Source organism: Companilactobacillus allii (genome assembly GCF_001971585.1).
In the GTDB taxonomy this organism is placed as follows: domain Bacteria; phylum Bacillota; class Bacilli; order Lactobacillales; family Lactobacillaceae; genus Companilactobacillus; species Companilactobacillus allii.
Genome location: NZ_CP019323.1, coordinates 2,272,881 through 2,286,801 on the forward strand (window position 1 = coordinate 2,272,881; position 13,921 = coordinate 2,286,801).

Here is a 13,921-nt window from a genome sequence, read left to right on the forward strand (position 1 = left end):
ATTTACCTGCTCCAAGCACTAATAAATTTGCCAATATTCTCCACTCCTTCCTTTCCTATAAAACATAAAAAGGCGATTTGTTTAATTTATCGCCGATTTGATTGTATGTATTATACGAAAAGAATAACGAATGCAATAGCAATAGCAATGATAGGAACGGCTTCGATCAAACCAACACCAATGAACATTGTTGCTCTTAAGTCACCAGAGATTTCTGGTTGACGTGCCATACTGTCCAAAGTCTTTGAAATAACAAGTCCGTTACCGATAGATGCTCCAAGAGCTGCAAAACTAGCTGCAATAGCTGCCGCGATTTCTTTCATGATTTAAAATTCCTCCAAATAAAATTATTCTTTTTCCAGTTTACGTGAGATATAAACCATTGATAAGGTGGTAAATACATACGCTTGGATGGCTCCAATAAAGACTGAAAATCCTTGCCAAATCATTTCCAGTGGTAAAGCGACCACGAACGAAACGACTCCAAAACTCTGAGCAACAGTTCCAATAAGTGCAAGAAGTACTTCACCGGCAAATATATTACCGTAAAGACGTAGTGATAACGTCAAGAAGTTAGTAAACTCTTCAAGGATGTTTATTGGTAACAAGAAACCTACAGGTTTTACATAATTTTTTACATAGCCGCCAAATCCAAACTTCTTCACTGAATAATAATGTGAAATCAGCAATGATATTAAGGCAAGAGCCATTGTTACCATTGGATTTGTAGTAGGAGATTTAATGTAAGTATATCCGCCTACTTTCACTTGGAATATCAATCCCAATTGGTTTGCAAAAAATACAAATGTAAACAACACGAACGCATATAATCCGAATTGTTTAACCGCTGCATCAGGCATTAGTGACTTTATAATATTATTCGTAAAATCAATAATCCATTCAAGCACATTCTGAGCTTTACCAGGTCTCATCGTAACATGACGTGACAATGCGAAAACAAGGACAAAGACAAGAATTGCGGCAATCAATGCTGATAAATCATTAGCAACATTGAATCTCAAACCCAGGAAATCGATAAACTTATATTTATCATTCAACAATACCCCCCCTTTCTTCGCTTATTGAAAACAATTGATACCACAAAATAATAACACTTCTAAAAATATATTCAAACAATGTTTTTATTTTATTTTGTACCAAATAGACGATCACCAGCGTCACCTAATCCGGGGAAAATATAGCCACTATCGGTGATCTTTTCATCTAATGAGGCTGCATAAATGTCTACATCTGGATGTGCCTCTTGAACTGCTTTAACACCTTCTGGTGCAGCAACAAGAACAACAAGTCGCATGTGTTTTGCTCCACGTTTTTTCAATGCTTCGATGGCCATATTTGCGGATCCACCTGTAGCAAGCATTGGATCAACGATGAACAATTCACGTTCATCAATATCACTAGGTAATTTAACAAAATATTCATGTGGTTTAAGCGTCTTTTCGTCACGATACATTCCGATATGACCAACTTTGGCAGCTGGAATCAATTCCAAAACGCCATCGACCATACCTAAACCGGCACGGAGTATAGGAATAACTGCTAGTTTCTTACCTGCAAGAACTTTTTGTTTTGACTTTCCCATTGGAGTTTCAATTTCAATTTCCTTCAATGGCAAGTCCCTAGTAATTTCATAAACCATCAATTCACCAATTTCATTGGCAACTTCACGAAACACTTTAGTACCAGTGTGCTTGTTTCTGATAATTGTTAATTTATGTTGGATCAGTGGGTGGTTTAATACTTGAAATTTAGACATTTTTGACTCTCCTCTTTATTTATAGCTTTTATTAATTAACTTAATAAACCTCTTATTATTTCTCGAAATGCTTTTGACCAGCTGATTTGTTCAAGCGGTTTCTATATGCTTCTCCATGATCAGCTTCTGGAAATCCTTGAGCCAGAATATACTCTACATTCTGTCCATCAAGTCCTCTTAATCCAGCAAACAATTCCTTTGATGCACCGTAAATATCATTACCTAACGAAAACTTTAATTGTCCCTCTGCGTCAGGAATAGTAGATAACACGTCTTCAGTAGCCATAATGCCTAATTTGTTAGTTTTATATTCAGCAATAGCTTTTGTAAAGTCGTTAGTATCGTCAACAATAATTACCTGTGCACTTGGTGCGTAATGCTTATATTTCATGCCGGGAGCCTTTGGTATTTCACCAGCTGCCACCTTATGATGATCACTATTTACATTATCCAGTACTTGTAACAAGTCTTCAACCGTAATCATCCCTGGACGCAAGACAGTTGGTATATCTGTTGAAAGATCAATAACAGTAGACTCCACACCAAGCTTAGTTGGACCGTCATCAAGTATAGCTGAAATTTTTCCCTTCAAATCATGATAAACGTGCTTAGCCAAAGTTGGACTAGGTTTACCACTAGTATTAGCTGAGGGACCAACGATTGGTTTACCAAACGTTTTGATAAGGTTCAAAGTAGTGGAATTATTAGGCATCCTGAAGGCAGCAGTACTCAGACCACCAGTGACTTCTTTTGATAAACTACCCGGTTGAATCGGCATAATGATGGTCAAAGGACCTGGCCAAAACTTGCTCATTAGTTTCTCCGCCATTGGCTTATAAGTTAAATCTGCATATTCCCAAACCATTTCTGGACTAGACACATGAACAATCAAAGGATTATCACTTGGACGACCCTTTGCAGCATACACATCTTTAACCACATCTGGGCGTGTTGCATCAGCACCAAGACCGTAAACAGTCTCAGTTGGAAATGCCACTAATTTACCATCAGCGAGAAACTCAACAGCTTTTGATATTTCTGTATTCTTTAATATTTCTGTTTCCAAATCTATATCTTCCCCTTTTCAGCTTTTAGATAGCGATAGTTGCCACTCATGTCTTTATAAAATTCCACTTTATATCCCGGCATATTTTTAGCAAAGATCTCTTCCAAAGCAGATTTTTGGTGATATCCAAACTCCATATACAAAATACCATTCTCAGTCAAATATTTATCAGCATTTTGTGATATGTCTTGATAAAATTTTAATCCAAATTCATCTCCATATAAAGCTAAATCGGGTTCATATTTAATAACACTTGGATCCATCACCGATTTTTCTTGATGAGAAATATACGGAGGATTGGAAACAATGACATCAAATGGCTCTGGAATAACCTTTTCAAACAAATCACTCTGTTTTAAAAAAACATTATCTGCTTGATAATTATCTGCATTTAATTCAGCAATTTTAAGTGCCTCTTTTGAAATATCAGTACCCAAAATATCATCTTCAGGAAAAGCTAACCCCAAACTTATAGCAATGACCCCTGAACCCGTACCAATATCCCAAATGTTTTCCTTTTTACCGGTATGATCATCAATTATTTTTTGAACCATTTCTTCAGTTTCCTGTCTTGGAATCAAAACATCTTGATTTACTGTGAAACTTCGTCCCATAAAGTAAGCATTCCCTAAGATATATTGAACCGGCTCATCCATACCTAAACGGACTACCCCATCATGAAACTGTCTCATAATTTTCCCGGGGACATCTTCATTACGGTGCAATTGTAACTGCGTATAATTAAATCCAGTTAATTCTTCCATCAAGTATTCAGCATCTTCAGGAAATTTTTTTTCCTGTTTTAGCATTAAAAAAGCCCTTTTCAGGGCATTAGAATAGCTTAGTTTCTCCACTTTGAATTTGCTCCAATTTTTGAGTTTGATCATTGACAATTAATGCATCAATAATTTCATCAAGTTCACCATTCATAATTCGGTCTAACTTATTCAAAGAAAGACCTATACGGTGATCTGTCACACGATTTTGTGGGTAATTATAAGTTCTAATCCGCTCAGAACGATCTCCAGTACCAACAGCTGACTTACGTTTCTCATCGTATTCACTTTGATTTTCTGATTCATAATAATCGTAAACACGAGATTTAAGAATTTGCATAGCTTTTTCACGGTTTTGTTGTTGCGAACGTTGATCTTGCATAGCAACGACAATTCCAGTTGGTAAATGGGTCATACGAACGGCAGATGAAGTTTTATTAATATGTTGTCCACCGGCACCAGATGATCTATAAACATCAGTACGAATATCCTTTGGATCTAGATCAATATCAACTTCATCATATTCAGGCATAACGGCAACTGTAGCAGTTGAAGTATGGACACGACCAGCTGATTCTGTTGATGGGATACGTTGAACACGATGTGCCCCATTTTCATACTTCAGCTTAGAATAAACACGACTACCAGTAATCATAACAGCGACATCTTTATAACCACCGACTTCTGTTGAATTCTCATCAACAATATCAAAAGTCCAGCCTTGTTTTTCAGCATATTTACTGTACATGCTTAGTAGATCAGCAGCAAATAAACTGGCCTCATCACCACCGGCAGCTCCACGAATTTCCATAATTATATTTTTATCATCATTAGGATCTTTTGGAAGCATCAATAATGTGATCTCATGTTCAAGTTTTTCTGCTGCATCTTTAGATGAATTCAATTCATCCTTTGCCATAGCTTGCATTTCTGGGTCATCAGTTTCACGCATTATTTCATCGCTATCACTTATACTCTTTTGCAATTCTTTGTAGCGATTGAAGGCATTAACGATATCACGCATATCAGCTTCTTCTTTTGAATAGGCCATATAACGTTTTGTATCATTGATAATTTCAGGATCACTCATTAATTCTTGTAACTCGGCATATCTTTCAACTAGTGTTTCAAGTTGTTCTAAAATTTTATCCAATTTAACGATCCTTTCTATTTATTCTCTACCATTGGAGGATGATTATAATGGCGTCGACATACTGGGTAATACATTTCATTTCCACCGATAGCAACTTGATTACCCTCATAAACTGGTTGCCCATCGAGCATACGCATATTCATTGTAGCCTTTTTAGTACAGAACCAGCATATGGTCTTCATTTCTTCTATCTTGTCAGCATAAAGTAACAAATACTTGGATCCTTCGAATAATTCATTTTTGAAATCATTCTTCAATCCAAAGGCCATAACTGGAATTCCTAAATCATCTACTACCTGAGTTAACTCAAGAACTTGTTTTTTTGTCATGAATTCACATTCATCGATCAAAATGCATGCAGCTCTTGGATTCTCTCTTCTAACAATATCATAAACATCTGAGTCTTTCTTCAATGCAATTGCATCCCGGTCTAATCCCATACGACTTTTGATTTTTCCAGCACCAGATCTAGTATCTACAATACTAGTCATTAGGATAACTGATTTGCCTTGTTCTTCATAGTTGTGTGCTACTTTCAAAATCTCAATAGATTTTCCACTATTCATAGCACCATACTTAAAAAATAATTGCGCCAAAGTTCCGCCTCCAAAATTACGTCCTTGAAGATTATAACTAAAAAAACGTCCCTTGAACATATTAAACATTGACTAAATTCAATCAAAATCAGATAAAATGTAATTTAGTTGTGATAGTATATTTTTAATACAAACTAATTGGGGTTTTAAAATGACATTTAAATCAAGCATCGCTACACTTACTGGAAAATCATCATACTTTATTTTAAGTAAGTTTTTCAACGGAGGTTCTTCTTATCCGGGAAAAATTGCTTATAAGATTGATCCAGATATTTTAACTAGTTTAGGAAAAAATTACGACTTAATTATCGTAACTGGAACTAATGGTAAAACTTTGACAACATCATTGATCAACAAAATGGTTACTCAAAAATACGATGATGTTTTAACTAATCCCACTGGATCGAATATGATCCAAGGTATAGTTACTAGTTTTGTCACACACCACAAAACAAGCAAAAAGCCACTAGCCGTCTTAGAAGTTGACGAAGCAAACGTTGAGATCATCTGTAAGTATATTAAGCCAAAATACTTCGTACTAACGAATATCTTCCGTGACCAAATGGATCGCTATGGTGAAATTTATACAACTTATCAAAAAATTCTCAATGGTATTAAATTGGCACCAGACGCTACTATCATCGCCAATGGTGATGCCGCCATTTTCTCTTCCAAAAAATTACCAAACAAAGTCATTTACTATGGATTCTCAAGTAAGGGACATGAAAAAGACGATATTAAAGCACCAACAAATACTGATGGTGTCCTCTGCCCTAACTGCAATCATATTATGCACTATCATTTTATTTCATACGCTAACTTGGGTAGTTATTTTTGTCCTAACTGTGGATTCAAACAAAACGACCTCAAATACCAAGTAACAAATATCAAAACACTATTACCTAACAAAACAGAATTCGAGATCAATGGGAACTCCTTTACAATGAATATTGGTGGTAAATATAATATTTATAATGCCTTAGCAGCTTTTGCTGTTGCTTCTGAGATGGGTATCACCGTCGATCAAATGCAAAAAGCCTTTTCATATGATGAAAAAGTATTTGGTCGTCAAGAGACTATCACAGTTGATAAAAAGGACGTAAATATTATCCTAGTCAAAAATCCAGTTGGATTGAATCAAGTTATCGAAACAATTTTGAGTGATAAATCAGACTACTCATTGGCATTTCTTCTTAACGCCAATTATGCCGATGGTATTGATACTAGCTGGATCTGGGACGCAAATTTTGAGGACTTTAATTACGATAAAATACCATTAGTTATCACTGGTGGTAAACGAGTTAAAGATGTTACTTATCGTTTCAAAATTGCTGGATTAAACATGAACAAGAATATAGAAACAGTTGAAATTGAAGATTTTGTTAAACAAATCCCAAATATTCCAACAGATAAAATATACGTTCTAGCTACATATACCGCTATGATGGGACTTAGAAAAGTTCTTAGCGATGGTGGATACATTAAAAAATAAGATTATAATTTTCCTCGTATAACGCAAAATAAGCCGACATTTACTTACGTAAATACCGGTTTATTTTGCATTATGCTCGAAAACTGAACGTGTTTTGTCACGCGTTTTCACTTACTCTCATTTAAAAAACTATCTAAAATCACATCTCGATGTTTCAAAAATACTTCATTGTGTTCAATTGGGTGAACTCTATTTGTTAATACAACCATAGCATTCTTGTGGATATAATCTAATGCAATAAAATGACCTGTATATCCAGTATGAAAAAGTATATTACCAGGTTTAATATCCCAGCCTAGCGATCTGCCTGGGAACAAATCAGTAAAGTTCTTGTATAAAAATTTATATTTTTTTGTTAACATAACTCTGGAAAATTCCATTACATCAACTAAACTCGAAAACATACCGGCTGATCCGCAATGTATGCCCAGCTGACGAGCTTTTGGATCATTCGGTACACCAATAAGCATTTGTCCATTAACTTCGTATGTTGGGGTGCAACGGGCTATTTCAGGTGAAAAAGTTGTATCCATTAGGTTCCAAGTATCCCTTACAAAGTTATTAATAACTGTCTGAACTGGCAGTTGATAGATTTTTTCTATTATTAAGCCCAAAAATATCATGCCTGTATCCGTGTATACAACTTTTTTATTAAAATTGTCAGTTACTGGTAATGATAACAATGCATCGATTAATTGTTGGTCATTCAAACTGTCACGATTTTGAATATATCCAGCTATTCCTGATGTATGCGTTAACAAATGAAATATTTCTACACGCCCGTCCTTAAACTGTGGTAAATATTTATTGATTGGATCATGTAAACTTAATTTTTTTTCATCAATCAATTTCAAGATGATCGGTACTGTACCCATAACCTTTGTTAGTGAGGCCAAATCATATAATTCATCACCTTTTAATAGCGTGATCTTAGGTACCCAGGACTTATCACCAGCAAAATTGGATTCATCAAGACTAGTTTGTATGTCACTATCACTATAGTTACTAATAAATCCATAACTGACACCAGGTACAACTTGTTGATTAACCATATCCAATATCTGTGCTTCTGTTTGTTGAAATTTTTTCATACTGTTATCTCCACAATTGTTGATACCACAATTGTATCGTAAAAATAGTAATGAGACATAATTTAACTTTATTATGGCTAGAAAGTAGTTATGACAAATTTTGTTTTCACTCAAACTTGCAGTGAAACGTGTGACAAAACACAATTTTCCCCATTCAACTTAAAAAGGGTTGTGGCAACTCTGTTTTTACTCAAACTTGCGGTGGAAACGTGTGACAAAACACAATTTTCCCCATATAAGCCAAAAAAAAAACGATATTTACTTACGTAAATACCGATTTTTTTTGACTTATATACGAAAACTGAACGTGTTTTGTCACACTCTATACCATTTTACATTGCAACATTACCAGCAAATTGTGAATTATATAGATCTGCATAGAATCCATTCTTTGCCATTAATTCATCATGGTTACCTGTTTCAATAATTGAACCGTGATTCATAACGATAATACTGTCAGCATCACGTATAGTTGACAATCTGTGCGCCACAACAAAACTTGTTCTATTCTTCAATAATCTTTCCATAGCATGTTGAATATGAACTTCGGTTCTTGTATCAACTGAAGAAGTTGCTTCATCAAGAATCAGAATTTCTGGATTAGCAACAAAGGCTCTGGCAATTGTAATTAATTGTCGTTGTCCTTGCGATATATTTGAAGCCTCTTCATTAAGAACAGTGTCATAACCATCTGGAAGTTGTCTTACGAAATTATCCACATGGGCAGCTTTAGCAGCAGCAATGATATCTTCTTTTGTTGCATCCTCATTACTATATTTTAGATTATCATAGATTGAACCTGTAAAGAGCCATGTATCTTGAAGAACCATGGCATAGTGTTTTCTTACCTCTTCACGAGTCATATTTCTAACATCTTTACCATCGATCTTAACTGACCCACCACTTACATCATAGAAACGCTCTAATAAGTTAATGATAGTCGTCTTACCTGCACCAGTTGGCCCAACAATAGCGACCATTTCTCCTGGTTTAACGTGTAAATTATAGTCTTTAAGTAAGATAGGTTTACCTTCATAACCAAATTCAACATGATCCAATGTAACCTTATCCTCTGTCTCAATATCAGGAACATCAACCTTTTCATTATTCATCTCTGGTTCATCAATAATCTCAAAGATACGTTCTGCTGAGGCTATGGTTGCTTGAATGGTATTAGTTAAGTTAGCCAATTGAGAGATTGGCTGTGAAAACTGGTTCATATATTGTAGAAAGGCTTGGATATCACCAAGTGGTAAATTACCATTTGCCACTGAAATACCACCATACATTGCTACAAAAACATAACCTAAATTATTTAAAAATGTCATAAGTGGCATGACGATTCCTGAAATCATTTGAGCCTTCCAAGAAGCTTTATATAATTTGTCATTTTCACTTTCGAATACTTCAATTGAATCACTCTCATGATTAAAACTCTTAACAACAACATGTCCTGAATAATTCTCTTCAACTTGATTATTTAACAAACCAAGTGACTTTTGTTGTCTCTTAAAGAACTTCTGTGATTGTGGCGCGATAACACCAACAACCAACAAACTAACTGGAATAGTGGCTAATGCAATTAGCGTTAACTTCCAACTGATAGTAAACATCATCCACAAAACACCAATGAATGTAACTGTACTTGTAACAACTTGGGTAACACTTTGTTGCAATGTACCGGCAATATTATCCATATCATTGATAGCACGAGACATAATATCCCCATTAGAATGTGAATCATAATATCCAATTGGTAAACGTTCCATCTTTGCTTTTAAATCACGTCTCAACATAAAAACTGTTTTTTGTGATATACGAGTCATTGTGAACTGTTGCAAAAATGTAAACAGAGCTGAAGCCAAATACATCAACATAACAATTAAAATTATATGTTCAATCTTAGTAAAATTAATTGGTAACTGACTGACCTGAATACCTGCTTTTTGTTGAGCAGCACCAGTCATAACTCCTTTGTATATCTCAGTAGTAGCTTCACCCAAAATCTTAGGAGTTCTAATTTGGAAAATAGCTGAAGCAATCGCTAATGCCAAAACAATGACGATACCAACTACATAAGTTGACATGTATTTTGCTAAACGACCTGTTGTCTTCCAAAAGTTCTTTGGTTTAACAACTAAACCTGGACCATGTCCTGGTCCATGACCACCACTGGGTTGAGATTTAGTATCTTCTTTAGCCATTACTTAGCCTCCTTAATCTGGGACTCAATAATTTCTTGATAAGTCTTATTATTTTCTTTCAATTCTTCATGTGTTCCTAAACCGACCATTTTACCATCATCAAGCACAACAATTTGATCTGCATCAGCAACAGTTGAAATTCTTTGTCCAACAATAACAACCACACATTTACTGATTGCTGAATCATTTTTAAGTGCTGTTCTAAGATTTAAATCAGTCTTGAAATCAAGTGCTGAGAACGAATCATCAAAGACATAGATTGAAGCGTCTTTAACAAGTGCTCTAGCAATAGCCAAACGTTGCTTTTGACCACCAGAGAAGTTATCCCCACCTTGTTCAACAATAGCATCAAGTTGACCATCTAGTTCTTTAACGAAGTCAGCCGCTTGAGCAACTTCAAGTGCATGCCAGATTTGGTCATCAGTTGCATCATCTTTACCATATGTCATATTTGTTCTTATCGTACCCTTAAACAAGATAGCTTTTTGTGGAACCATAGCAACTCTCTTGTTAATATCCTCGGTATTCAAGGCTTTTACGTCGGTACCATTTAAACTTACGACACCTGTTTCAGAATCAAAGAACCTTGGAATCATGTTGATCAAGGTACTTTTACCTGAACCAGTACCACCAATAATAGCTAATGTTTGACCTGCGGTTACTTTGAAGTTTAAATTAGACAATGCAAGGTTTTCAGCGCCTGTATATCTAAAATTAACGTCACTAAAACTAAGTGATGGAGCATCCTTTACTTTTGCTGGTTTAGCAACTGTATCAATAGTACTTTCAGTAGCAAAAACCTCTTGGATACGAGCAGCTGATGCTGAAGCACGAGGTACGAATACAAATACTAATGATAAAATCATAAAACTCATTAGGATCTGCATTGCATAAGTCATAAATGCAATCAAATTACCAACTTCCATTGATTGATTGGCAATATACTTAGCTCCCAACCAAGTAATCCCAACGTTGGTACCACTCATAATCAAAGTAACAATTGGAAACATCAATGCTACAATTGTAAATACTTTGATTGCGTTGTTAGTATAATCAGCATTGGCCTCTTCAAAACGTCCTTGTTCAAATCCGTCTTGACGAAATGCCCTAATAACACGCACTCCAGTTAAACCTTCACGGAAGATAAGGTTCAATCTATCTGTCTTCTTCTGCATTGCTTTGAACAATGGCACAGCAAAAAACATGACCAAACCAACCAACACAATTAAAATTGGTATTGAGATAAGGAATATCTTGGTCATCTCAGAATTCTTTTGGTATGCCATAACACTTGCACCTATCAACATAATAGGTGCCATGATCATCATACGAAGCATCATGATCATAACGTTTTGAATTTGAATAACATCATTAGTAGTTCTAGTTGTTAACGATGATGTATCAAAATTGTCAAATTCATCATTCGTGAAAAATAAAATCTTTTTAAATAAATCAGATCTTAATTTTTTACCTAACCCTTGTGAAGCTTGGGCAGCCATTAGAACATTTCCAACAGCTGCAATAACACTGACAATCGAAATTAATATCATTTTCGTTCCGGCATGTATAATATAATTAGTATCACCGGTTGAAACACCATTATTAACGATATCAGATGTGATGTTAGGCAAATACAATGTGGTTATGACCTGTATAGTCATAAATACTACTGCACCAAGAACTTGCCACAAATTGATTCTGCCACGAGCAATCTTAAACAATCTATTCACTCCTTTATAAAAAACCCATTATAGTATTAAAGCACTTATTAAAACAAAATACTAATAATAATTATCAATAAGGTGGTATACCCATTGAACAATAAAATTAATACCCTCAATCCGATAAGAGGACTGCTTCGTATTATAGCATTTATATTACTATTTATTGCAGAACAAATTCCATTATCCATACTTACTTTGACAAAAAAAGACTTAGGTCCAAAATATTCTGTCTATTTAAAAGTTGCACCTTTTGTCACATTGATACTATTGGCAATTGCATCATTTATAATATGGCTTGTCTTTAAACGCGCCCAAAAGTTCAAATCCATTAAGTTTAATAAATCCACTTGGATCATTATTATAATTGCAACCATCTTAGTTTTTGCGGTGAACATTATAACTGTTCCATTGATGAAAACCACTAACGACAATGTTGCTGCATTAGAATTAGTAGGTAAGAATAATATGCTTATTCTAGTCTTTTTTACAATAATTGTCGCTCCAATTCTGGAGGAAATCATTTTCCGTGGAATATTTATGAATTGGTTCTTTGCTAATAATCCACTAGTATCAGTTCTATTAAGCGGGATTGTCTTTGGATACGTTCACGCTCCTTTTTCACCAAATATTGACTGGATATATGCATTATCAAAGATATTGCTTGGTATTATCCTTGCTGCAGTCTACTATCGAACCAAAAATATTAAGGCAAGTATTACTGTTCACTTCTTGAATAACTTTCTTGCCATCATATCGGGTCTTATATAAATGAAAGAACACGACAAAAGAAAATTAAATGAAGCATATCAAGATGTTTTAAGAAAGATTGTTATTTGGGGTGTATTATCCATGTTACTGTTGGCATCCTCAAAAATTACCGGTTGGATTATTATGGAATTTGCCGGACTTATAAGTGTGGTTTATACAATTATTCTTGTTGGCATTCTATTTTATATAGCATTCATTAAGCGACGTTAATAACGTTGCTTTTTATTTTTACTAATTTTTAATGACAGTGGATATTTATGAAATCAAGGTTAATCTCAAGCGGATTCTAGCAAACTTTTAAAAGCAAAAAGACCGATACATAAGGCTTTTACACCTTAATATCGGTCTTTAGTTTTAACCTATAAATCACAAACTATCACCCGTATGGGGGTTTATCCCCCACTTATGAAACACTAGCAATACCAAGGTGTTCAAGGGTTTAAAGCGCTATAATGTGCCCGTGGCTCATCTCGTGGCTCAACTATTTAAAATAGGGAGCAGAATTGACTTCGTTAGTCTTAATTGACTAGCGATTTTTTTGTACAAAAAAGTTTTATTATTTAGCAAAATAACTTGACCATACACTAATATGAGTGTATTATATTATATTATATATAGAAGGGAGGCAATACAGATGACACGAATGGAACTACGAAAACAAAAAAGAACCTTAACAATCGAATTGTCGGTAAACATCTTCGGATTGATAAAGTTCTCCATAAAATCGACAAAGGAAAGCCCCTAAGGGGGTTTCCTTTATGCACTTAAATTATAACATTTAAGGAGATTTAATTCATGAAAAAAACATATCAAAGTAAGAATACAACTATGACATTTGAAATTAACAAGCCTACCAAATGGTATCAATGGCTAGTAATTGCATTAGCAATAGTCGGAATAATTTATTTAATAGTGAGGTAACAGTATGACTGAAAAACTAACTGAGGCACGTATAAAGGCCAATAAAAAATGGGATGAAGATAATAAGGAACGAAAACAATATCTAAACACTCGATCAGTTGCTAGAAATTTCATTAAGAAACGTGCCACTTTGGATGACATCAATGAATTAAAAGAATTGATTAAAATCCGTGAAGAAGAATTAAAATAAAATTATATCCCCCTCAAAAAGTAACCCTCCACCTAAATTAATAGGCAAAGGGTTACTTTTTTATATACAAAAAAAGCCTTACTTGACGGACGATATACGGCAAGATAGGCTTTTCGGCAACAGAGACTACTGAGCTTTGTAATCACTGAACGACACAATATAA

General features: G+C 34.7%; 15 protein-coding genes. 5 read left to right on the top strand and 10 right to left on the bottom strand.

Going from position 1 to position 13,921, the window contains the following annotated elements:
• Nucleotides 1-110 precede the first annotated feature (110 nt).
• The 7 genes from atpE to BTM29_RS11265 all read right to left on the bottom strand — a co-directional run bounded on the left by atpE (nucleotide 111) and on the right by BTM29_RS11265 (nucleotide 5,368).
• The gene (atpE, locus tag BTM29_RS11235; protein WP_076617787.1) at nucleotides 111-323 is read right to left on the bottom strand and encodes a F0F1 ATP synthase subunit C; all 213 of its coding nucleotides are present in this window, start codon (nucleotides 321-323) and stop codon (nucleotides 111-113) included.
• A 24-nt stretch (nucleotides 324-347) separates the two neighbouring features.
• Complete coding sequence (gene atpB / locus BTM29_RS11240) at nucleotides 348-1,058, bottom strand: F0F1 ATP synthase subunit A (RefSeq protein WP_076617791.1); 711 nt, start codon at nucleotides 1,056-1,058, stop codon at nucleotides 348-350.
• Nucleotides 1,059-1,147: 89 nt separating this feature from the next.
• Complete coding sequence (upp, locus tag BTM29_RS11245; protein WP_076617794.1) at nucleotides 1,148-1,777, bottom strand: uracil phosphoribosyltransferase; 630 nt, start codon at nucleotides 1,775-1,777, stop codon at nucleotides 1,148-1,150.
• A gap of 55 nt (nucleotides 1,778-1,832) precedes the next feature.
• On the bottom strand, nucleotides 1,833-2,843 hold the full coding sequence (locus BTM29_RS11250) for an L-threonylcarbamoyladenylate synthase (protein WP_076617798.1): 1,011 nt from the start codon (nucleotides 2,841-2,843) through the stop codon (nucleotides 1,833-1,835).
• 2 nt (nucleotides 2,844-2,845) lie between these two features.
• Nucleotides 2,846-3,697, bottom strand: a complete 852-nt coding sequence (gene prmC / locus BTM29_RS11255) for a peptide chain release factor N(5)-glutamine methyltransferase (RefSeq protein ID WP_225972205.1) — start codon at nucleotides 3,695-3,697, stop codon at nucleotides 2,846-2,848.
• Entirely contained in the window at nucleotides 3,675-4,772 is a 1,098-nt protein-coding gene (prfA, locus tag BTM29_RS11260) for a peptide chain release factor 1 (RefSeq protein WP_076617806.1), read from the bottom strand. The genes prmC and prfA overlap by 23 nt, the downstream gene beginning before the upstream one ends.
• 14 nt (nucleotides 4,773-4,786) lie before the next feature.
• The gene (locus BTM29_RS11265) at nucleotides 4,787-5,368 is read right to left on the bottom strand and encodes a thymidine kinase (protein ID WP_076617810.1); all 582 of its coding nucleotides are present in this window, start codon (nucleotides 5,366-5,368) and stop codon (nucleotides 4,787-4,789) included.
• Nucleotides 5,369-5,519: 151 nt separating this feature from the next.
• Here BTM29_RS11265 and BTM29_RS11270 point away from each other — a divergent pair, with 151 nt between their 5' ends.
• Complete coding sequence (locus BTM29_RS11270) at nucleotides 5,520-6,860, top strand: Mur ligase family protein (protein WP_076617813.1); 1,341 nt, start codon at nucleotides 5,520-5,522, stop codon at nucleotides 6,858-6,860.
• Nucleotides 6,861-6,967: 107 nt separating this feature from the next.
• On the opposite strand, the gene BTM29_RS11275 is transcribed toward BTM29_RS11270, so the two are convergent.
• From BTM29_RS11275 to BTM29_RS11285, 3 genes are all read right to left on the bottom strand, one after another.
• Entirely contained in the window at nucleotides 6,968-7,951 is a 984-nt protein-coding gene (locus BTM29_RS11275; RefSeq protein ID WP_076617816.1) for a serine hydrolase domain-containing protein, read from the bottom strand.
• Between the two features lie 332 nt (nucleotides 7,952-8,283).
• Nucleotides 8,284-10,155 (bottom strand): ABC transporter ATP-binding protein, encoded by a 1,872-nt coding sequence (locus tag BTM29_RS11280; protein WP_076617820.1) that lies wholly within the window; start codon nucleotides 10,153-10,155, stop codon nucleotides 8,284-8,286.
• Nucleotides 10,155-11,876 (bottom strand): ABC transporter ATP-binding protein, encoded by a 1,722-nt coding sequence (locus tag BTM29_RS11285; protein WP_076617823.1) that lies wholly within the window; start codon nucleotides 11,874-11,876, stop codon nucleotides 10,155-10,157. Before BTM29_RS11285 ends, BTM29_RS11280 begins: the two co-directional genes overlap by 1 nt.
• 93 nt (nucleotides 11,877-11,969) lie before the next feature.
• Between BTM29_RS11285 and BTM29_RS11290 the strand changes: the two genes are divergently transcribed.
• The 4 genes from BTM29_RS11290 to BTM29_RS11300 all read left to right on the top strand — a co-directional run bounded on the left by BTM29_RS11290 (nucleotide 11,970) and on the right by BTM29_RS11300 (nucleotide 13,758).
• Complete coding sequence (locus tag BTM29_RS11290; protein WP_076617826.1) at nucleotides 11,970-12,647, top strand: CPBP family intramembrane glutamic endopeptidase; 678 nt, start codon at nucleotides 11,970-11,972, stop codon at nucleotides 12,645-12,647.
• Entirely contained in the window at nucleotides 12,648-12,857 is a 210-nt protein-coding gene (locus BTM29_RS11295) for a hypothetical protein (RefSeq protein ID WP_076617829.1), read from the top strand. It abuts the gene before it with no gap.
• Nucleotides 12,858-13,442: 585 nt separating this feature from the next.
• Complete coding sequence (locus BTM29_RS13095; protein WP_257787689.1) at nucleotides 13,443-13,568, top strand: hypothetical protein; 126 nt, start codon at nucleotides 13,443-13,445, stop codon at nucleotides 13,566-13,568.
• A gap of 4 nt (nucleotides 13,569-13,572) precedes the next feature.
• Entirely contained in the window at nucleotides 13,573-13,758 is a 186-nt protein-coding gene (locus tag BTM29_RS11300) for a hypothetical protein (RefSeq protein WP_076617833.1), read from the top strand.
• Nucleotides 13,759-13,921: the final 163 nt, after the last annotated feature.